Here is an 18,691-nt window from a genome sequence, read left to right as displayed (position 1 = left end):
GCCCTCACCGGGTGGCAGGGGCCTCCGAGCAGCGGCCGAGGTGCTCGGCGAGCGCGCGGGTGACCTCGTCGGCCCGTTCCACGTTCGGTAGGTGCGCCGCGCCGTCGAGGATCACGTAGTGCCCGTCGCGGACGCCGTTCGCGATCGCCTTCAGCATCTCCGGCGGCGTCGCCGGGTCGGCGGCGCCCGCGACGGCCAGCGTCGGTGCGGTGATCCCGGCGAGGCGGCGCCGGACGTCGAACTCCCCGATCGCCTCGCAGCACCCCGCGTAGCCCTCGGCCGTCGTGGCCTGCAGCATCGCGAGCAACCGCACCGCCTCGCCGTTGCGCCGGCGGACGAAGTCGTGGGTGAACCAGGTGCCCGGCCGGCTGGTGACCATCGCCCCGGTTCCCTGGGCGCGCACCACCCTCGCCCGCCGCGGCCACTCCGAGGGCTCGGCGAACCGCGCCGCCGACGCGACGACGGTCAGCGACGCGACCCGGTCGGGCCGGTCGAGCGCGAGCTGCAGGCCGATCGCGCCGCCCAGCGACACCCCCGCGTGGTGGAAGCGGCCGATGCCGAGCCCGTCGAGCAGGGCGAGCACGTCGCGGGCGAGGCCCGCGACCGTGTAGGGGCCGTCCGGGGCGGGGCTCCCGCCGTGACCGGGCAGGTCGTAGCGGACGATCCGATAGGTGCTCGCGAGCTCGGCGACCTGGGCGTCGAACAGGTGCAGGTCGGTGCCGAGCGACGGGCCGAGCACCAGCACCGGGCCGTCGGCCGGGCCGTCGGTGCGGTGGTGCAGCGCGATCGGCGCGTGGTCCGGCCGGGGCGGTTCCGGGGTGTCACCGGGGGTGCGGGTCCCCGCGGCCGCGTCCACGGTGAACCGGGCGCGGTCCCAGCCCTCGTCGAGCGGGGCGAAGTAGTCGAACGACACCTGCTTCGACCGGTACCGCCAGGCACCGGCGACGCGCACGAGGGTGTCGGTGTACCGGCCCGCCGCGACGTGCGGGACCCCGTCCAGCACGCACGGCTGCCACAGGAACGACCGGGCGCGCGCCCGGCCCGGGGCACCGCCGTCGAGCTCGATCTCCAGGTTGGTGACGTGGTGCCAGAACGCGGTGAGCCCGTTCCCGGCGAGCCCGGCGAAGAACCGGCGCAGCCCGGGACGCCCGCGGGCGTGGCCGAGGCCGGTGAACTCGCCGTCGTCGGTGAAGAGGGAGACGAGGGTGTCCCAGTCGCCGTCGTCGAGGGCCCGGCAGTAGCGGGCGTCGAGCGTGCGGATCTCCTCCAGCGTCTCCAGCCGGGCGATCCGCTGTTCCAGCGACGTCATCGCGCGGCCGTCCCGGCGCCGGGGAAGGTGACCGCGACCGTCCCGTCCCGGCCGGTGGTCACCGCGCCGAGGAGGCGCAGCCCGCCGCGGAGGTCGATCTCGACGGTCGCCGGCCGGTCGCCGACCAGGGCCCGGTACCGGCCGGGCGGGGGCAGCGCGGTGTCCGGCTCCAGCACGACCCGGTCGGACCGGCGCTGCCCGTGGACCCGGTGCGGCCTGCCCAGCGCCCGCTCGGCGCCGGCGAGGTCACCGGCGCGCAGGCAGCGCCGGGCGTGCGTCGACGAGCATGTCGTGCCGGCGTCCTGCAGCAGGTCGACGCCGTGCGCGGTGAACCCGAGCTCCCGGCCGAGCTCGCGCAGGGTGCCGACGGTCCCGGCGCCGCGCGCGCCGAAGGTGAAGTCGGCCCCGACGACGACGGCCGCGGCCCGCAGCCCGGCCACCAGCACCTCGCGGGCGAACTCCTGCGGGGTGCGGGCGGCCAGCTCGCGGGTGAAGCGGAGCACGCAGACGGCGTCGGCGCCGGCGTCCGCGGCGAGCTCGGCGCGGTGCCCGAGCGTGCTGAGGGCGGCGGTGTCCCGGCCGGTGCCCAGCACCCTGGCCGGGTGCGGGTCGAAGGTGACGAGCAGGACCGGCAGGCCGCGGCGGCGCGCGACCGCCCGTGCGGTCGCCCGTGCGGTCGCCACGATCCGGCGGTGGCCCCGGTGCAGGCCGTCGAACACGCCCAGCGCGACGACGCACGGGCCGGAGCCCGCAGGGACCTCGTCGACGCCGTGCCACACCGGGATCCCGGCCGGTGCGTCGGTGTGCTGGGTCGGTACGGCGGTCATTCCCGGGCTCCGATCGGTGGCGGGCAGGGGGTGGCACGCGGGGACGCCCGCCGGAGACCGGCGTCCCCGCGCCGGGGTCAGCGGCGGCCGATGACGGCGTCGTCACCCGGGTTGATCAGGTCGGGCACGGTCCAGCCGTTCAGGTCGTACTCGGACAGGCACTGCTCGGCGAAGCCCTTCATCGCCCCGGCCGTCCCGGAGGCCTCGGCGGCGAAGAGCAGCTCGGCGCGCACGCCCTCGTGGTTGCCGGAGTAGTTGCGCTCGTAGAGCTCGTGCCGGCCACCGAACTCGGTGCCGATCGAGTCCCAGATCAGCTTCATCAGCTTGACCCGGTCGACGGCCTCGTAGCCGTTCGAGCCGCGCACGTACTTGTCCAGGTAGGGCCGCACCTCCGGGGACAGGAAGTCGGTCGAGTGGCTGGGCAGGTAGATCAGCGAGGCGCCGAGGTCCTGCAGGATGATCTCGCGGACGCGGGGGTAGCCGATCGTCATGAACCAGCGGTAGGCCAGGCCGTAGTCGAGCTTCGGCAGCTTGGCGCCGCCGACCCACTCGTCGGGGTTGGCGCACATCGCGTCCGACAGCGCCCAGAACATGTTCCGCCAGGCAATCACCTCACCGACCCGGGTCTGGACGCCGCGGAAGTCCTTCGAACCGGTGACCTCGAGGCCCTTCATCAGCAGTCCGGCGATGAAGTCGAGCTTGACCGCGAGCCGGGTGACGCCGTGGAAGGTGAAGCGGTGCAGGAAGCCCGAGCCGGGGAAGAACGTCGACGCCTTCTCCGGGTCGCCGTAGATGAAGACGTTCTCCCAGGGGATCAGGACCTTGTCGAGCACGAAGATCGTGTCGTTCTCGTCCATCCGCGACGAGAGCGGGTAGTCGAACGGGCTGCCCGTCATGGTGGCCTGCTGGGCGTAGGACGGCCGGCAGATCAGCTTCATCCCGGGCGCACCCATCGGGACGGTGCAGACCAGCGAGTACTCCCGCTTCTTGATCGGCAGCCCGTAGTGGGCGAGGAAGTTGAAGTGGGTGATCGCCGACCCGGTCGCGACGACCTTGGCCCCCGACACCACGACGCCGTTGTCGTTCTCCTCCTCGACGTGCATGAACACGTCGGAGACCTCGTCCGGGTCGCGGTGCCGGTCGACCGGCGGGTTGATGATCGCGTGGTTCCAGTAGAGGACCTTCTCCTGCGACTCCTCGTACCAGCGCCGCGCGTTGGCCGCGTACGGGTCGTAGAACGGCGAGTTCGCGCCGAGGGTGCCGAGGAAGGCGGCCTTGTAGTCGGGGCTGCGGCCCATGAAGCCGTAGGTCATCCGGGCCCACTCCGCGATCGCGTCGCGGTCCTTCTTCAGGTCCTCGACCGAGTGCGGGGTGCGGAAGAACGGGTGGGTGAACCCGGTGCTGCCGGTGTCGGTGGGGACGGTCAGCGTCTCCTGCCTGTCCGGGTCGTGCAGCGCGTCGTAGAGCCGCGCGATCATGCGGACCGCGTTGCGGAACGCCGGGTGGGTGGTGACGTCGCGGACCTTCTCGCCGTAGAGGAAGACCTCGCGGTCGTCCCGCAGGCTCTCGATGTACTCGGCGCCCGTCATCGGCCGCGTCGCGCGGCCCTCGCCGTCGGTGGGGGTGCTGACGGAATCCTGCTGCAGGGTCATCGTCGACTCCTTCGTCGTCCGGGCATGCCGGGTCGGGGCACCGCGCGGGGCGGGGTGCCGGGTCACGGGTGGAGGGCGGGTCGGGTCAGCGGGCCGCGGCGTGCGGCGGGATCCAGGACTGGCTCTGCGGGCCGTCGGCGGAGTCGCCCCACAGCAGTGGTTCGTGGTCGTCGCCGAGGTGGTGGAACTTGCCGGTGTGGAACAGCAGGGGCTCCCCGCCGTTCATCAGGAACTCCTGGACCTCGCCCAGGTACAGGACGTGGTCGCCGCCGTCGTAGGACTGCCAGGGCGTGCACGAGACGTGCGCCAGCGCACCGCCGAGCCGCGGCGCACCGCAGGCGCTGTCGGGCAGCCACTCGACGTCCTGGTTCGGGCGGCCCGCGAAGTGCAGTGCCAGGTCCTTCTGCCGGCTCTCCAGCACGTTCACGGTGAAGGGCCGCGCCTCGACCAGCGAGCACAGCCGCGACCGCCGGTCCAGGGAGACCAGCACGAGCGGTGGCTCCAGCGACACCGCCGTGAACGCGTTGACCGTCGCGCCGTGCGGTGCACCGTCGGCGCCCTGGCAGGTGATCACGGTGACCCCGGTCGTGAAGTGACCCAGGCACCGCCGTAGCTCTCTCGGGTCGATCGCCATCGATCGCTCCTTTCGCGTGTACGCTCTGCGTACCGGTCGAACGCCCTGCGTTCAGACTTCACCATGGCGTGGCCGGGGTCACCGGTCAATGGACGCGGGCAGGATGCGAGGGACCGGGTCCCGCTGCACTGAGAGGATCTGCGACTGAATGAGCGACAGGCCGGCCGACGACCGTGACCACATCCAGAGCATCGAGCGCGGGTTCGCGGTGCTGCTGGCGTTCGACGCCGACCGGCCCCGTCCGACCGGCACCGACCTCGCCGAGGCCACCGGGCTGTCCCGGCCGGCCGTGCGGCGCATCCTCCTGACGCTCGAGCACCTCGGCTACGTCCGGCCCGTCGGCAACCGGTGGCGGCTCACACCGCGGGTGCTGTCGATCGGGCAGCACTTCACCGCGACCAACTCGATCGTCGAGCTGGCCCGGCCGCACCTGTCCCGGCTGTCCGAGGAGACGGGAGAGTCGGCGTCGCTGGCCGTGCTCGACGGCACCGACGCGGTGTACGTCGCCCGGGTCGCCGTGCGGCGCATCATGAGCATCGACGTCTCCCCCGGCACCCGGGTGCCCGCGGCCGCGACCTCGATGGGCCGGGTGCTGCTCGCGTGGGCCGAGGAGGAGACCGTCGCCGGCGTCCTCGCGGCGGGGCTCCCCGCGCACACCGCACGGACGGTGACCGACCCCAAGTCCCTCCGCGGCGTGCTCCGCGAGGTCCAGGCCCAGGGCTGGTCGATCGTCGACGGCGAGCTCGACCCCGAGCTGATCTCCGTCGCCGTCCCGGTCCGGGACCACACCGGGTCCGTGGTCGCGGCCATGGCGTCGTCGACGTCGGTGGCCCGGACGACGGCGGAGCAGCTCCGCGCCACGGTGCTGGAACCGCTGCTCGCGGCCGCGTCCCGGCTCAGCGTGGAGCTCGGGCAGCCCCGCGGGGCGCAGGCCCGGGAACGGCGCGAGGGCTTCTTCTGACGCTCCCCGCCGGCCCCGCCCGGACCGGGACTTGAGTGTGCCCCGACGGCACGGTCTCTGATGGAGGCACTCCGCCACCGAGAGGGAGCCTCCCGTGCCCACCGATGCGACCGCACCGCTGCGACCGGCCCCCGGTCCCGACGACACCTCGCCGGCGCTCCCGACCCCCGTGTCGCGCCGTGCACTCGCCCCGGACCTCGCCCGCGGCCTGATGCTGCTGCTCATCGGGCTGGCGCACGTACCGTGGTTCCTCTACACGACCGACATCGGCGCCACGCTGCTGCACCCGGCAGGCGGCGGCGTCGCCGACCGGATCGCACAGGCGGTCACGATCGTCACCGTCGACGCCCGGGCGTACCCGCTGTTCGCGCTGCTGTTCGCCTACGGCATCGGCCAGATGTATGCGCGCCAGACCGGCGGCGGCACCTCGGTGCGCGACGCCCGCCGGCTCCTGTGCACCCGGCACCTGTGGCTGCTCGGCTTCGGTCTGGTGCACGCCGCGCTGCTGTGGCAGGGCGACATCCTCGGCACCTACGGGCTGCTCGGCCTCGTCCTGGTGCCGCTCTTCCTGAACCGCAGCGACCGCGTCCTGAAGATCTGGATCGGGGTGCTGCTCGGCGTCGGCGGGGCCTGGGCCCTCACGATGACCGCGCTCGGCGCGCCCGCCGCCCCGGCCGCGATGGAGGTGCAGCGGATGGCGATCGCCCAGGAGAGCTACCTCCTGTCGATCCCGCTCCGCCTCGTCATGTGGTTCCCCGGCCTGCTGTCGGGGTTCGTCACCGTCACCCTGCCCGCCGCGTTCCTCGTCGGCCTGCTCGCATCGCGGCACCGGGTGCTCGAGGAACCCGCGCGGCACCTGCCGCTGCTGCGGCGCACCGCTGTCCTCGGGATCGCGGTCGGCTGGGGCGCCGGCCTCGCGCAGGCGCTGGTCCACCTCGGCGTGCTCACGCTGCCCGGCGGGGCCGCCCTCACCGACCTGCACGTCTACACCGGCTTCTTCGCCGGGGTCGGCTACGCGGCACTGTTCGGCCTGGTCGCGCACCGGATCACGGCCCGTGGGACGACGCCGCCGCTGCCCGTCCGCGCCCTGGTCGCCCTCGGCCGCCGCTCGATGAGCGGCTACATCGCGCAGTCGATGGTGTGGACCCCGCTGCTCGCGGCGTCCGGACTCGCGCTCGGTGCCCATCTCACGAGCTGGTCGGCGCTGCTCGTCGGGATCGGGACGTGGCTGCTGACCGTCGTACTGGCCTACGCGCTCGACCGCGCCGGGATCCGTGGCCCGGCCGAGACCCTGCTGCGACGGCTCACCTACCGCCGGGGAGTCATCCGGAGAGGGTGATGCCGCCGGGCGGCGACGCGGCCAGGGTCGGACGCGTCGTCACCCGAGGGGCGTGATCACCATGCCGGACGGACCGCCCGGCGCCGCGTCCGCGCCCCTCGACCCGCCGTCGGCCGGGCGCCGGCTGGCCGCGGCGGGCGCGCTCGTCGCCCTGCTCGTGGCGGCGATCGTGATGCTGTCGCTGCTGAGGGACCCGCTCGCGATGGTGCTGGGGCTGGTCCTCGTCGTCGTCACGGTGGTCGCCGGGTGGACGGCCCTGGTCAACCGCGGCACCCGCCGGGTGCTCGCCGCCGCGGTCGCCGTGGCGGCGCTGGCGGGGACCGTCTGGGTCCTGCTCCTCACCGGCTCGGTGCTGCGGCTGGTCTCGGTCGTCGTGCTGGTCCTGCTGGCCACGGCGGCGGGCCGGGTGGCGATCGGCCACGACCTCGCCCGCACGCCCGCGACGTCACGGCCGGTGGGACCGGCCCGCTCCGGGGTGCTGATCATGAACCCGCGGTCGGGCGGCGGGAAGGTCGAGCGTGACGACCTGGTGACGGCCGCCCGCGACCGCGGTGTCACCCCGGTGGTCCTCCAGCGGGGCGACGACCTGCGTGCGCTCGCCGAGGAGGCGGTGTCCGGCGGCGCCGACGTGATCGGGATGGCCGGGGGCGACGGCTCGCAGGCGCTGGTCGCGGACGTCGCCCGCCGGCACGACGTCGCCTTCGTCTGCGTCCCCGCCGGGACCCGCAACCACTTCGCCCTCGACCTGGGCCTGGACCGCGACGACGTCCCGGCCGCGCTGGACGCGTTCGGCCCGGCCGTCGAGCGGCGGGTCGATCTGGCCCTGCTCGGCGAGCGCGTGTTCGTGAACAACGCCTCGCTCGGCGTGTACGCGACCGTCGTCCAGTCCGACGACTACCGCGACGCGAAGCTCGCGACCACGGCGACCGTCCTGCCGCAGATGCTGGGCCCGGGTGCCCGCCGGTCCGACCTGCGCTTCAGCGACGCCGACGGGGCACCGGTGCACTCCGCCGACGTGCTGCTCGTGTCGAACGGCGCCTACCGGTTGAGCACCCTCAACGGGTTCGGCACCCGCGAGTGCATCGACGCGGGGGTGCTCGGCGTCGTCACCGTGACGGTCGAACGGGCCCGTGACCTGCCCGCGCTGCTCACCGCCGAGGCGGGCGGGCAGGTCGGGCGCTTCCACGGCTACCGGGAGTGGACGACCCCCGAGTTCGAGGTCGACTCGGCCGAGCCGGTGCTCGACGTGGCCCTCGACGGGGAGGCGTTGCGGATGGCCCCGCCCCTGCGGTTCCGGTCGCTCCCCGGGGTGCTGCGCGTGCGGGTGCCGGAGGGCACCCCCGGCGCCGCCCCCGCGGCCTTCGCCCCCGCGGGGGTGCGCAGCGGCCTGACCGCCCTGCTCCGCGTGGCCGGAGGACGGCCGGCGCGCTGACGGGCGGTGCCGGCACCCGCGGTCACACCCCGGGTTCGGCGTCGATCCGGCCGTCCCCGATCGCGTCGAGCAGCTCCTGGTGGTCGCGCTCGTTGAGGTCGGCGTAGGCCGTCGCGAACCCGGCGACGGCCCGGTCGAACGACGGCCCCGAGCCGAGGTAGGCGCCGATGGCGACACGGTCCCCCGACCGGGCGTGCGCGCGCGCCAGCGTCCAGCCGCACAGCTCGGCGTACACCTCCATCCCGCGCGGGATCATCGCCTCGACCTCGGCGGAGGCCTTCCAGTCGCGCAGCTGGCGGAGGTAGAAGTCGCGCGTCCGGCCGTCGATGCCGACCTGCCGCTGCCAGCCGAGGAAGATGTCGCCGACGGCCTGCATCAGCCGCTGGCCCTCGGTCACCCGCCGGGCGGGCGACGACTGCGGTGCCGGCCCCAGGTAGTCCTCGAGCACGGACCGGCCCGCCTCCTTGGCCTGCAGGAACAGCGGATCCTGGTCGTCGCGGCCGAGCAGCAGGAACATCCACGAGCGGGTACCGACGCTCCCGACACCGACCACCTTCCGGGCGATGTCGACCAGCCGGTAGCTGTCGAGCAGCACGCGGCGCTCGGTGGGGAGCGTGGCCCGGTAGTCACGGAGCAGGCCGCGCATCACGTCCTCCTGGCCGAGCCGGGTCGTCTCCTCCGGGAAGAGATCACGGAGCGGGACGACGAGGGGCTCGGCCGCCGCCAGCCGGAGCCGCCCGCCGACGTCGGTGGTGAACCGGCCGAGCGCTCCGAGGTTGTCCCGGGTGCGCGCCTTGGCCAGGCCGCGGTCCACCCGCTTGCGCCCCTTGCCCAGTTCGCGCTCGTAGCGGCCGCGGATCTCCTCGACGTCGGCCCGCGCGTACCAGACGTCGAGGGTGGTCATCGAGGCGAACCGGCGCATCGCGTGCCGGTAGGACCGTGCCGCGGTCTCGACGATGTCCCGCCGGTCCCCGCGCCGGAACCCGCGGTCCCGCCCGGCGATCTCCAGGCTCGCGGCGAGCCGTTTCACGTCCCACTCCCACGGGCCGCGCAGGGTCTCGTCGAAGTCGTTGAGGTCGAACACCAGACGCCGCTCGGGCGAGGCGAAGAAGCCAAAGTTGGACAGGTACGCGTCCCCGGAGATCTGCGCGGTGATGCCGGAGACCGGGGTACCGGCGAGGTCGCGGGCCATCACGGCGGCCGCCCCGCGGTAGAACGTGAACGGTGTGGCGGCCATCCGGCCGTACCGGATCGGGAGGAGCTCGGGGACGCGTCCGGCGTCCTGGGCGGTGAGCAGCGGGAGCGGGCCGGGGCGCGCGGGGTCCGGCCGGAAGTCGGCGTGCGCGCCGCGGGGCGTGTCCCGGCGCGCCGTCCGGCCGCGCGCCTCGCGCTCCTCCACGGAGGTTCCGGCGGGCGCCGGTGCGGTGTCGACCGGCTGGACCGGGGTGGCGGTCATCGTGGCTCCAGGTGACGTGACGGACGTGCCGGGAAGGGTCAGTGCAGATACGGGACGGGGCCGTCGGCCAGGGCGTGGTCGATCCGGTGCCGGGCCCCCGGTTCCAGCGGCAGCCGGTCGATCTCGGCCGGGGTGAGCCACGCGGCGAGGCTGGTCTCCTCCCGGTCCGCGCAGAGGGTTCCGCCGACCGGCTCCGCCCGCAGGACCAGGCTGAACGGCTGACGGACCTCGCCGTCGACGGCCCGGACGACGAGCCCCGGATCGGTGTAGACACCGACGATCCCGGTGATCGCGACGAGCACGCCGGACTCCTCGGCGGTCTCGCGTACGGCCGCAGCCACGGCGCACTCGCCCACGTCGACCCGGCCGCCCGGCAGCTCCCAGCCGCCGCTGTCGCACCGGCGCACGAGCAGCAGCGTCCGGTCCGGCCCACGGGCCGCGACGAACACCGACGGGACGACGACCGTCGCGAGCGGTGCAGCCGGGTCGTGGTCGAACACCTGCCGGGCCCCGACGACGTGGCCCGTCGGCGATCCGCTCACAGCACCCTCCTCGCACCGCCGGTTCCGGAGCGCGAGCATCGGCGGCCCCGCTGGGGCCCACCTCGTCCGGAGCGGATGAACGCGGGCCGGTGCCGGCGCGCGGCGGTCACCGCACGACCGGCCGGACCGAGACGACGGTCAGCCCGAGCACCCGCATCGAGGCGATGATCCCGTGCAGGTGCGACTCGTCGACCACGGTGCCCTCGAGGACGGTGCTCGCCCGGGCCTCCTCGATCCGCATGTCGCAGAACTCCTCGGCAGCCTGCTCGGACAGGTGCCCGTCGATCCGGAACCGGTAGACCGTCGGCGTCATCCCGGGCCTCCCTCCGCCTCGGGGCGGGTGAGCAGTGTCCGGCCGGGCAGGCCGGCCGGACACCGCCCGCGGGGGGGTGGGCCCCGGGTCACGCGCGGCCGTCACCACCGGTGCCTGCCGGGCCGGACGCGGTGGCGCCGGCCCGCGACACCGCCGCGGACAGCTGCCGTCCGCCGCCGACGAGCGCCCGCCGCCACGGCGGGATCCCCTCGATCTCGATCTCGAGCGAGAAGCTCAGGAACGTCCGGATCAGCACGATGAGCCCGAGCACCGCCACGCTCTGCAGCGTCGACTCGACCGCGACGGTCCGCACGAGGTCGGCGGCCACCAGGATCTCGAGACCGAGCAGCAGCACCCCGCCGAACGTCTCGCGCAGGGTGCGGTAACCGGCGCGGCCGCTCCTCGTGCGCTGCCAGACCCGGACGGCGAGCACGCCCGCGAGCACCAGGCCCAGCACGAGCACGGCCGCGCCGATCACCTCGAACGCCGTGGCGACGTGCTCCATCCCCTCGGCGACGGTCACGCCCCGCTACTCCTCCTCGGCGAACGCCGCACGCAGCTTGGACTCCTGCTCGTCGGACAGGTTGGTCGACAGGAGCGTCGCTCCGGTGTCGCGGAACTGGTCGAGCACCTTGTCCTCGACGACGTTCGAGGTCATCACGAACAGCGCCGACGTCCCCGGGGTGACGTTGTCCCGCACCTTCTTGATGAACTCGTCGTCGATCCCGACGTCGGAGAGCGAGCCCGTGAGCGCACCCATCGTCGCGCCGATCGCCAGCCCCAGGAGCGGGACGAAGAAGATCAACCCGAACAGCAGGCCCCAGAAGCCGCCGCCGAGGGCCCCGCCCCCGGTCAGGTTGTGCAGCTGCTCGGTCTTCGGCTTCTTCCGGCCCTCCGTCCAGTACACGCAGGCGGCGTCGTCGATCCGGAGGAGCTCCTCCTTCTGCATGCGTTGCAGCAGGTGGAGCGCGTCGTCCGCCCCGCTCGCCGTGTCGAACTTCCACACCGTCAAGGTCGCCATGCCCTGCCTCCGTCCGATGAACCGGTCGTCGTACCCCCTCGACTCTTCGGACCGGCGGGCCCCGGGACATCACCCTCGGTGGGGGATCCCGCCGCCGGCGGGCGTCAGCGCGCGACGCCGCTCTCCGACACGGGCAGGGTGTGCGACGTCGACGCGGCGGCCGCGGCGTAGTCGATGGCACGCGGCCGGCCGGGGCGCCGGGAGGCGAACACGGCGAGCACGATGCTGACCGCCGAGAAGATCGCGAGCACGACGGACCCGGCCGAGAACCCGGCGGCGAGCGCGTCGCCCTGCGCGTCGCCGTCCGCCGTACGGGTCGAGATCACGTTCCCGTAGACGCCGGCACCGACGGCCGTCATGACCGCGCCGCCGACGTAGCGGGCCATGTTGGAGATCCCCGACGCCTGCCCGACCTGGTCCGGTGTGACGCAGGAGGTCGCGACCGACGACGCGGGGCCGTTCGTCAGGGAGAGCCCGGCGGCCACGCACAGCAGCGGGACCAGGAACGTGCTGTAGCTCCAGGACGGGGTGACCAGCGCCAGCAGGGCGAACCCGGCGGTGAGGATCACGAAGCCGCCGAGCACGGCGGCACGGGTGCCGAACCGGTGCGCCAGCGGGGTGACCGCGGGCGCCAGGATGATCACGACCGCGGCCAGCGGCAGCATGGCGAGGCCCGCGAGCAGGCTCGACAGGCCGAGCGTGGCCGGGTTCTGCAGGTACAGGCTGAGCATGAAGCTGAGCGCGGCGATCGCACCGGCCCCCACGAAGATCACCCAGGTCGACGCCACGAGCTGCACGTTGCCCAGCAGCCGCAGGTCGACGAGCGGCGACGCGACCCGCCGTTCGACGGCGACGAAGCCGAACGAGGCCACGACGGTCAGGACGAGGCAGGTCACGGTGGGGACCGACAGCCACCCCCACGTCGGCCCCTCGGTCATGGCGAACACGAAGGGGACGAGCACGCAGGCGATCAGTGCCGTGCCCGCGAGGTCGATCGAGGGCGACCGCTTCGGGTCCCGGGACTCGGCGACCGTGCGGAACGTGAGCGGGACGCAGACGGCGGCGATCACGGCGGCGATCCAGAACAGCCCCTGCCAGCCGGTCAGCTCGTTGAGGACGCCGCCGACCACGGGACCGCCCGCGGCGCCCGCCGCCGCGGCGGCGCCCCACATGGTGACCGCGCGCATCTGGGCCGGCCCGGACGACGCCACCGAGAGCAGGCTGAGCCCACAGGCCAGGATCGTGGCCCCCGCGGCGCCCTGGATCAGCCGCCCGGCCACCACCATCCAGCCGCTCTGGGCGAGCGCGATCAGCGCGCAGGAGACCACGAATAGCAGCAGCCCGGCCACGAAGATCCGCCGGCGGCCGAAGACGTCACCCATCGCGCCCGAGGTGACGATCACCGCGGCACCGACGAGCAGGTAACCGGTGACCGCCCACTGCAGGACGTCCACCGAGACCTGGAGGTCGGCGCTGATCGAGGGCAGCAGGATGCTCACCGCCGAGGTGTTCGCGTTGACCACCAGCGTCGACACGCACGCGGCGGTCATCACCCCCCACCCCGGGCGGACACCGGTGCTGCCGGTGTCGTCGCCGGCGCGGGCCTCCTGCCCGGCGTCGTCCTTCGTCATCGGGGTCCTTCCTGCCGTCAGGGGTCGTCGGGCTGCATCTCGGCGAGCCACCAGGCGATCGGGGGGACGACGAACGTCGCCAGCAGCCCCGGCATCACCAGCACGGCCGCGGACAGGGAGGAACCGAGGACGATCAGGAGGAACCCGCACGCCACCGACCACCAGCAGATCCGCTTGAGCAGCCGCCGGCGGCCGACCCGCGGGTCCTCGGCGAACAAGTACGCCAGGGCCGGGTCGGCGTCGACCAGGGACGCCTCGATCGCGCGCAGGCGGCGCCGCTCGCTCCAGCTCAGGGGCCGGGGCTCGGGCGGGCGCGCGCCGCCCGGCGGGGTGTTCGGGGTACTGGTGCTCACGACCGCTCCCGCAGCATCCGTCAGGTGCTTGCGCCGAGGCCGCGACGGCCGGCCCCGGCCGGCGTACGCCCGGTGTCGGTCATGTCGGTCTCCTCTCCGAGCTGCGCCGCCGTCACGCGCCGCTCGCGGCGGCGGGGACGGCGTCGCAGGGGTGCCGGACCGTGGGGATGCTCCCGACCTGGACGGGGTCCGTGCCTCATCCGTCGGGGATGGTTCGGCGCCGCGGGCTCAGCCCGGGACCGGGGGTACCGGGCCGTTCCCGGTGTCGCCCGCCCGGAGGACGGCCGCACCGTCGGTGTCCGGGTCGGTCGCCTTCCGCCGCCGTCGCAGGCGGTGCAGCCGGCCGTGGTACTCCTCCTCGGGGGGCTCGCCGGGCGGCGTGTCCGGTTCGCCCTTCGGCTTCGACCGGAGCAGGGCGTCGGCCCAGCGGGCGCTCGGATCGATGTCCACGAGCATGGCCTTGGCCAGCAGCGTCAGCGGGACCGCGAGGATCGCCCCGAGCGGTCCGAGCAACCAGGCCCAGAACACCAGGGCCACGAACGTCACCGTCACCGACAGCCCGACGGCGTCGCCGATGAACCGCGGCTGGATGATCGACTGGACGACGAAGTTGATGGCGCAGAAGACGACGATCACGATGATCATCAGCTCGGGACCGCCGGTCAGCAGCCCGAGCAGCGCCGGCGGGATCACCCCGATGACGAAGCCGACGTTCGGGATGTAGTTCGTGACGAACGCCAGCAGGCCCCAGGTCGCCGCCAGCGGGATGCCCAGCATCAGCAGCGCGACCCAGTCGAGCACCGCGACGATGAGCCCGAAGACCGTCGTGACGATCAGGTACTGCCGGGTGCCCCACGCGAAGCGGGCCAGGGCCGCGCTGGTGGCGGGACGGCCGGCGGCGATCGCGGCGAGGCGGTCACCGGCCCCGCTCGACTCGACCCCGAGGAACAGCAGCAGTGCGAGCAGGAACACGAAGTTGGTCGCCAGACCGGCCACGCTGCTCAGCAGGGCACCGAGCAGGCCGGCCAGCTTGCCGAGGTCCAGCGAACCGGCGGCCTGTTGCAGCTGCTCGGGACCGATGCCCATCGCGGCCAGGCCCGCCGTCGCCCGGTTCACGAGGGCGGTGGCCGATCCGGCGTACTGGGGGAGCTCGGTCGCCAGCCGGGCCACCGAGTAGACGATCCCGAGGGCCAGCCCGAGGAGGATCGCGTAGACCAGCAGGACCACCACGAGGGTCGTCGCCCAGCCGGGCCAGTTGTGCCGCCGCAGGAAGCCCTGCACCGGTGCGACCGCGATGACGATGATCAGCGCCATGAAGGCGGGGCCGATCAGCCAGGCGACCGCCTGCATGCCCGCCGCGGCGATGGTCGCCGCCGCGAGGCCGAGGAGGATGACCAGCGCCCGCGGCATGCTCGGCTGAGCCACCGCGCCGCCGGTCTCCGGGGGGACCTGCGACGCGGCGCCGGCCGGCGGAGCAGCGGCCGGGGCCTCGGCTGCCGAAGTCGTCATGACGCGGAAGCTAGGCCGGGCGGCGGCGGCCGCCATCACCCGTGGAGGGCGAGAGTCCGGCCCGGCCCGACCGCACCCGGCGGATCGCCCGGTGCGGGTGAGGACCGCCCGCCGGGACCGGCGGTTCGGTGGGCCGGTGCGAAGCGGCAGGAGGTCCCGGGGTTCAGGGCCCCGCGGACGTGGCCCGGTGCGCCCGCACGCCCGGGCGGCGACGGGACCACGGCGATGACGAGTGGTGGCACGTCCAGCCCCTCGGCCCGCCGGGCGCTGGTGGTCGCGATACTGAGCTCCACGGCCTCGATCGTGCTGCTCGTCGCCGTCTACTACCTGGCCCCGCTCGACCGCCCGTTGAACCTCGCGACCGGGGCCATGTTCGCGAGCGGCCTCGCCGTCTACGGCTGGCTGGTCGTCGCCCAGGTGCGGGCGGTCGGCCGGTCGGACTTCCCCCGGCTGCGCGCCGCGAAGGCCGTCGCCACGGGCTTCCCGCTCTTCCTGGTGCTCTACGCCTCCGCCTACTGCATCGTCGCCCACGAACGTCCGGACAGCTTCAACCAGGTGCTCGACCGGACCGACGCGCTCTACTTCACGGTGACCGTCTTCGCCACCGTCGGGTTCGGCGACATCGTGCCGACGACGAGCCTCACGCGGATCCTCGTGACGACCCAGATGATCCTCGGGCTGATCGTCGTCGGGCTGGTCGCCCGGCTCCTCCTGGGGGCCGTCGAGCGGGCCGAGGACGGCCACGGACCGCGCACGTCCGACGGCGGTCCGGCGGCCGATCCGCCGCCCGGCACGCGCGGTACCGGCTGATCCCGGCGACGGGGCGAGCCCGTTGGCCGTCAACAACATTGGCGATGTGATCACGCACGGGTCGGGAGCACGGTACGAGGCCCGCCGTCGGGGCGGCCGGTCGGTGACCGCACGGCGGCCTCGCCGCGGAAGGGGGTGACCCCTCACGGAGCGCACACCACCAGCCCCGTCGCGGCGCCCCGGGCGCACGGACGCCGGGGCGGACGACCCCCGCCGGGAGATCGCCCTGACACCTCCACCCGATCGTCACGAGCCTGCGGCACCGGTCCCGGCCGTCAAGATCACGGTGCCGCACGTCCCTCCCGAGGCCGTGCTGCGCGCCGCGCTGAACCGCGAGCTCGACCGGGGCGCCGCGGCCGACCTCACCCTGGTCTCCGCCCCGGCCGGGTACGGCAAGACGTTGCTGCTCGCGGCCTGGGCACGGGACGACCCGACGGTCGACACGGCCTGGGTCACCGTCGACCGGGACGACAACAAGCCGAGCCGGCTGTGGGCGTCGGTCGTGGCGGCGATCGCGGGCTGCCCGTCGGTACCCCCGGACAGCCGTCTGCGAGCCCCGTGGGCATGGCGGCCGGGAGCCCTGCCCGAGCTCGTCGCCGATCTCGCCGCAGCGCTGGCCGCCCTCCCGGGCCCGCTCCGCCTGGTCCTCGACGACGTCCACGAGCTCGTCGACCCGGACGCCGTGCACGGCGTCCGGATCCTCACCCGGGTGAAGCCGCCGAACGTCCATCTCGTCCTCGCGAGCCGGTTCGACCCACCGCTGTCGCTGCCCCGGCTGCGTCTGGGCGGCCGGGTCCGGGAGCTGCGTGCCGACGACCTGGCCTTCACCCGCCGCGAGGCGGCGGCCCTGCTGGAGCAGTCGGGCCTGCACCTGACCCCGTCCCAGGTCGAGGTGCTCCACACCCGGACCGGCGGGTGGGTCGCGGGGCTGCGGCTCGCCGCGCTCGGCCTCGAGAAGGCCCCCGACCGGACGGCGTTCCTGGCCCAGTTCTCCGGGGACGACCGCTCGGTGGGCGACTACCTCGTCGGCGAGATCCTCTCCGGCCTGCCCGACGACGTGCGCGAGTTCCTACGGGTGATCAGCATCTGCAACCCGGTCCCGACCGGGCTCGCCGCCGAGCTGTCCGGCCTGGACGACGCCGGCAGCGTGCTCGACCGGCTCGAACACCGGACCTCGCTGCTCTCCACCGCCGGGCAACACCCCGCCGTGTACCGGATCCAGGAGCTCCTGCGCACCCATCTGGCCGCCGACCTGGAGCGCCAGGGCGAGCGCCGGGTCGCGGACCTGCATGCGGTGGCCGCGCGCTGGTGGGCCGGTCAGGACGCCCCCGGCGCCGCCCTGGAGCACGCCGTCCTGACCGGTGACCCCGCGCTCGTCGTCGAGCTGCTGCACCGGTTCGCCGTGCCGCTGCTGCTCCGCGGGGACCTCCGCCCGCTGCGCCGAGCGCTCTCGTTCGCGGGCACCGACGCGTGCGGCCCGCGGCTCTCGCTCGCCTCGGCACTCGGGCACCTCACCGACGGCGACCTGCCCGCCGCCCGCGACGACCTGGACGCGGCCCGGCGCAGCCCTCCCGACGGCGACGACCCCGTGGAGCTCGGCGTCCTCCGCGCGGTCGCCGAGCAGTTCGGCGCCGGGGAGCCCGGCACGGCCCCGGACCCGCTCCCCGCCGGCGCCCCGCAACCCGGCGACCCACAGCCCGGCCACCCGCAGCCCGACGACCCGCTGCCCGGTGACCCCGGCACGGCGGCGCTGGCCCGGCTCAGCCGTGGCCGGGCCCTGCTGGGCGACGACCGCGAGGGGGCGCACGCCGAGCTGGACGCCGCACTGTCACTCGGCCGCCGGCACGGCTTCGACCACCTGCGGGCGGTGTCGCTGGCCCTGCTCGGTGTCGTCGCGGCCGGCGACGGCGACCTGCCCACGACGCGGGCGGTGTGCCGGGAGGCCCTGATCCTCGCCGACGACCACGGGTGGGGCGGCACGGCGCTGCCCACGACGGCCCGGGCGCTGCTGTCCTACGCCGAGCTCATGGCCTGCGAGACCGCGGACGCCGAGCGCATCGCCGCCGAGGGGCTCACCGAGGGAGCGGGCTCGGCGTCGCCCGCGGTCCGGTTCGCGTTGCAGGCGGTCCACGGCGCCGCCGCCTTCGACCTCGGGGACCGCGCGCGGGGCCTGACGGAGCTGCAGCGGGCCCGTGCCGACTTCGGCACCCACGGCATCGGGGCCGAGCAGGCCGCGGCGCTCGCGATGCTGGAGTGCCGGCTGGCGCTCCTGCTCGGGCACCCGGCCGCCGCGCAGAGCGCGCTCGCGTGGGCGGCGCAACGGACCGGCGACTGCGGCGAGCTCGTGACGATGCGCGCCTGGACCGAGTCGGCCGGCCGCCACCGGGGGCGGGCGCGGGCCCTGGTCCGGCCCGTCCTCGACGGGTCGGTCCCGGTCCTGCTGCCCGCCACCGTGGTGGACGCCTGGCTCCTGGAGACCTCGATCGCGATGGCGGCCGACGAGCGGCTCGCCGCGCGGCACGCACTGCAGACCGCGCTCGCCTGGGCCGGACCGCTCGGCACGATCCGCCCGTTCGCCGTCGCCGAACCGGGTGTCCACGAGCTGCTGGTCCATCAGCTCGGCAGCTTCGGCAGCCACAACGAGATCGCGAGGCGCGCGCTCGACGCGGGTCTCGGCCGGACGCCGCAGCAGGCGTTGCTGAGCGACCGGGAGATCACGGTCCTCGAGCTGCTGCCCTCCCTGCTCTCGCTCGACGACATCGCCGCGGACCTCACCGTCTCGGTGAACACGGTCAAGAGCCACGTGCGGTCGATCTACGCGAAGCTCGGGGTGAGCAACCGCAGGCTCGCGGTGGTCGCGGCGCACGAGCGCGGCCTGATCGACAGCGGGCACCGCTGACGG

The 18,691-nt window shown here is 74.5% G+C and carries 17 protein-coding genes; 5 read left to right on the top strand and 12 right to left on the bottom strand.

The genetic code is table 11. The annotated features are described in order from the left end of the window. Positions 1 to 4: 4 nt before the first annotated feature. The 4 genes from pcaD to Ae150APs1_RS23535 form a co-directional block, all read right to left on the bottom strand. The gene (gene pcaD, locus Ae150APs1_RS23555; RefSeq protein WP_249266462.1) at positions 5 to 1,309 is read right to left on the bottom strand and encodes a 3-oxoadipate enol-lactonase; all 1,305 of its coding nucleotides are present in this window, start codon (positions 1,307 to 1,309) and stop codon (positions 5 to 7) included. After that, positions 1,306 to 2,136, bottom strand: coding sequence for a hypothetical protein (locus Ae150APs1_RS23545; protein WP_075300365.1), 831 nt, complete (start codon positions 2,134 to 2,136; stop codon positions 1,306 to 1,308). The genes pcaD and Ae150APs1_RS23545 overlap by 4 nt, the downstream gene beginning before the upstream one ends. Before the next feature lie 77 nt (positions 2,137 to 2,213). Continuing rightward, positions 2,214 to 3,788, bottom strand: a complete 1,575-nt coding sequence (locus Ae150APs1_RS23540) for a 4-hydroxyphenylacetate 3-hydroxylase N-terminal domain-containing protein (RefSeq protein WP_075300364.1) — start codon at positions 3,786 to 3,788, stop codon at positions 2,214 to 2,216. Between the two features lie 85 nt (positions 3,789 to 3,873). Next, positions 3,874 to 4,422: a flavin reductase family protein gene (locus tag Ae150APs1_RS23535; protein ID WP_010242341.1), complete on the bottom strand. Its 549-nt coding sequence runs from the start codon at positions 4,420 to 4,422 to the stop codon at positions 3,874 to 3,876. 148 nt (positions 4,423 to 4,570) lie between these two features. On the opposite strand from Ae150APs1_RS23535, the gene Ae150APs1_RS23530 reads away from it, so the two are divergent. The 3 genes from Ae150APs1_RS23530 (at position 4,571) to Ae150APs1_RS23520 (ending at position 8,154) form a co-directional block, all read left to right on the top strand. Beyond that, the gene (locus Ae150APs1_RS23530) at positions 4,571 to 5,383 is read left to right on the top strand and encodes an IclR family transcriptional regulator C-terminal domain-containing protein (protein ID WP_010242339.1); all 813 of its coding nucleotides are present in this window, start codon (positions 4,571 to 4,573) and stop codon (positions 5,381 to 5,383) included. Between the two features lie 94 nt (positions 5,384 to 5,477). Beyond that, positions 5,478 to 6,722, top strand: a complete 1,245-nt coding sequence (locus Ae150APs1_RS23525) for a DUF418 domain-containing protein (protein WP_075300363.1) — start codon at positions 5,478 to 5,480, stop codon at positions 6,720 to 6,722. A 61-nt stretch (positions 6,723 to 6,783) separates the two neighbouring features. After that, positions 6,784 to 8,154, top strand: coding sequence for a diacylglycerol kinase family protein (locus tag Ae150APs1_RS23520; RefSeq protein WP_075302488.1), 1,371 nt, complete (start codon positions 6,784 to 6,786; stop codon positions 8,152 to 8,154). A 22-nt stretch (positions 8,155 to 8,176) separates the two neighbouring features. Here Ae150APs1_RS23520 and Ae150APs1_RS23515 read toward each other — a convergent pair whose 3' ends face one another. The 8 genes from Ae150APs1_RS23515 to Ae150APs1_RS23480 all read right to left on the bottom strand — a co-directional run bounded on the left by Ae150APs1_RS23515 (position 8,177) and on the right by Ae150APs1_RS23480 (position 14,979). Further along, positions 8,177 to 9,610 carry a DUF2252 domain-containing protein gene (locus tag Ae150APs1_RS23515; RefSeq protein WP_075300362.1) on the bottom strand — a complete coding sequence of 478 codons (1,434 nt, stop codon included), beginning with the start codon at positions 9,608 to 9,610 and terminating at the stop codon, positions 8,177 to 8,179. Between the two features lie 38 nt (positions 9,611 to 9,648). Beyond that, positions 9,649 to 10,152: an NUDIX domain-containing protein gene (locus Ae150APs1_RS23510; RefSeq protein WP_202796417.1), complete on the bottom strand. Its 504-nt coding sequence runs from the start codon at positions 10,150 to 10,152 to the stop codon at positions 9,649 to 9,651. 106 nt (positions 10,153 to 10,258) lie between these two features. Then, entirely contained in the window at positions 10,259 to 10,465 is a 207-nt protein-coding gene (locus Ae150APs1_RS23505) for a hypothetical protein (RefSeq protein ID WP_010234446.1), read from the bottom strand. Between the two features lie 88 nt (positions 10,466 to 10,553). Then, positions 10,554 to 10,988: a DUF1622 domain-containing protein gene (locus Ae150APs1_RS23500; protein ID WP_212567253.1), complete on the bottom strand. Its 435-nt coding sequence runs from the start codon at positions 10,986 to 10,988 to the stop codon at positions 10,554 to 10,556. A 6-nt stretch (positions 10,989 to 10,994) separates the two neighbouring features. Then, positions 10,995 to 11,486, bottom strand: a complete 492-nt coding sequence (locus Ae150APs1_RS23495) for a DUF1269 domain-containing protein (RefSeq protein ID WP_060574309.1) — start codon at positions 11,484 to 11,486, stop codon at positions 10,995 to 10,997. A 104-nt stretch (positions 11,487 to 11,590) separates the two neighbouring features. Further along, the gene (locus Ae150APs1_RS23490; protein ID WP_075300361.1) at positions 11,591 to 13,117 is read right to left on the bottom strand and encodes an MFS transporter; all 1,527 of its coding nucleotides are present in this window, start codon (positions 13,115 to 13,117) and stop codon (positions 11,591 to 11,593) included. A 17-nt stretch (positions 13,118 to 13,134) separates the two neighbouring features. After that, on the bottom strand, positions 13,135 to 13,470 hold the full coding sequence (locus tag Ae150APs1_RS23485; protein WP_010242466.1) for a DUF3040 domain-containing protein: 336 nt from the start codon (positions 13,468 to 13,470) through the stop codon (positions 13,135 to 13,137). A 228-nt stretch (positions 13,471 to 13,698) separates the two neighbouring features. Next, complete coding sequence (locus Ae150APs1_RS23480) at positions 13,699 to 14,979, bottom strand: AI-2E family transporter (RefSeq protein WP_075302484.1); 1,281 nt, start codon at positions 14,977 to 14,979, stop codon at positions 13,699 to 13,701. Positions 14,980 to 15,204: 225 nt separating this feature from the next. Between Ae150APs1_RS23480 and Ae150APs1_RS23470 the strand changes: the two genes are divergently transcribed. Together Ae150APs1_RS23470 and Ae150APs1_RS23465 are read left to right on the top strand one after the other, a co-directional pair. Continuing rightward, the gene (locus Ae150APs1_RS23470) at positions 15,205 to 15,789 is read left to right on the top strand and encodes a potassium channel family protein (RefSeq protein ID WP_082399206.1); all 585 of its coding nucleotides are present in this window, start codon (positions 15,205 to 15,207) and stop codon (positions 15,787 to 15,789) included. 286 nt (positions 15,790 to 16,075) lie between these two features. Next, the gene (locus Ae150APs1_RS23465) at positions 16,076 to 18,688 is read left to right on the top strand and encodes a LuxR C-terminal-related transcriptional regulator (RefSeq protein ID WP_075300358.1); all 2,613 of its coding nucleotides are present in this window, start codon (positions 16,076 to 16,078) and stop codon (positions 18,686 to 18,688) included. The last annotated feature ends 3 nt before the right edge of the window (positions 18,689 to 18,691 follow it).

Origin of the sequence: Pseudonocardia sp. Ae150A_Ps1 (assembly GCF_001932315.1) — a bacterium.
Lineage (GTDB): Bacteria > Actinomycetota > Actinomycetes > Mycobacteriales > Pseudonocardiaceae > Pseudonocardia.
The sequence above is the reverse complement of the archived record's forward strand: the minus strand, read 5'-3'. Positions and strand labels throughout refer to the sequence as shown.

Bases quoted from the DNA above. Each gene is read 5' to 3' on its own strand.
- pcaD (WP_249266462.1), bottom strand. From the start codon at position 1,309: ATGACGTCGCTGGAACAGCGGATCGCCCGGCTGGAGACGCTGGAGGAG.
- Ae150APs1_RS23545 (WP_075300365.1), bottom strand. From the start codon at position 2,136: ATGACCGCCGTACCGACCCAGCACACCGACGCACCGGCCGGGATCCCG.
- Ae150APs1_RS23540 (WP_075300364.1), bottom strand. From the start codon at position 3,788: ATGACCCTGCAGCAGGATTCCGTCAGCACCCCCACCGACGGCGAGGGC.
- Ae150APs1_RS23535 (WP_010242341.1), bottom strand. From the start codon at position 4,422: ATGGCGATCGACCCGAGAGAGCTACGGCGGTGCCTGGGTCACTTCACG.
- Ae150APs1_RS23530 (WP_010242339.1), top strand. From the start codon at position 4,571: ATGAGCGACAGGCCGGCCGACGACCGTGACCACATCCAGAGCATCGAG.
- Ae150APs1_RS23520 (WP_075302488.1), top strand. From the start codon at position 6,784: ATGCCGGACGGACCGCCCGGCGCCGCGTCCGCGCCCCTCGACCCGCCG.
- Ae150APs1_RS23515 (WP_075300362.1), bottom strand. From the start codon at position 9,610: ATGACCGCCACCCCGGTCCAGCCGGTCGACACCGCACCGGCGCCCGCC.
- Ae150APs1_RS23505 (WP_010234446.1), bottom strand. From the start codon at position 10,465: ATGACGCCGACGGTCTACCGGTTCCGGATCGACGGGCACCTGTCCGAG.
- Ae150APs1_RS23495 (WP_060574309.1), bottom strand. From the start codon at position 11,486: ATGGCGACCTTGACGGTGTGGAAGTTCGACACGGCGAGCGGGGCGGAC.
- Ae150APs1_RS23490 (WP_075300361.1), bottom strand. From the start codon at position 13,117: ATGACGAAGGACGACGCCGGGCAGGAGGCCCGCGCCGGCGACGACACC.
- Ae150APs1_RS23480 (WP_075302484.1), bottom strand. From the start codon at position 14,979: ATGACGACTTCGGCAGCCGAGGCCCCGGCCGCTGCTCCGCCGGCCGGC.
- Ae150APs1_RS23470 (WP_082399206.1), top strand. From the start codon at position 15,205: ATGACGAGTGGTGGCACGTCCAGCCCCTCGGCCCGCCGGGCGCTGGTG.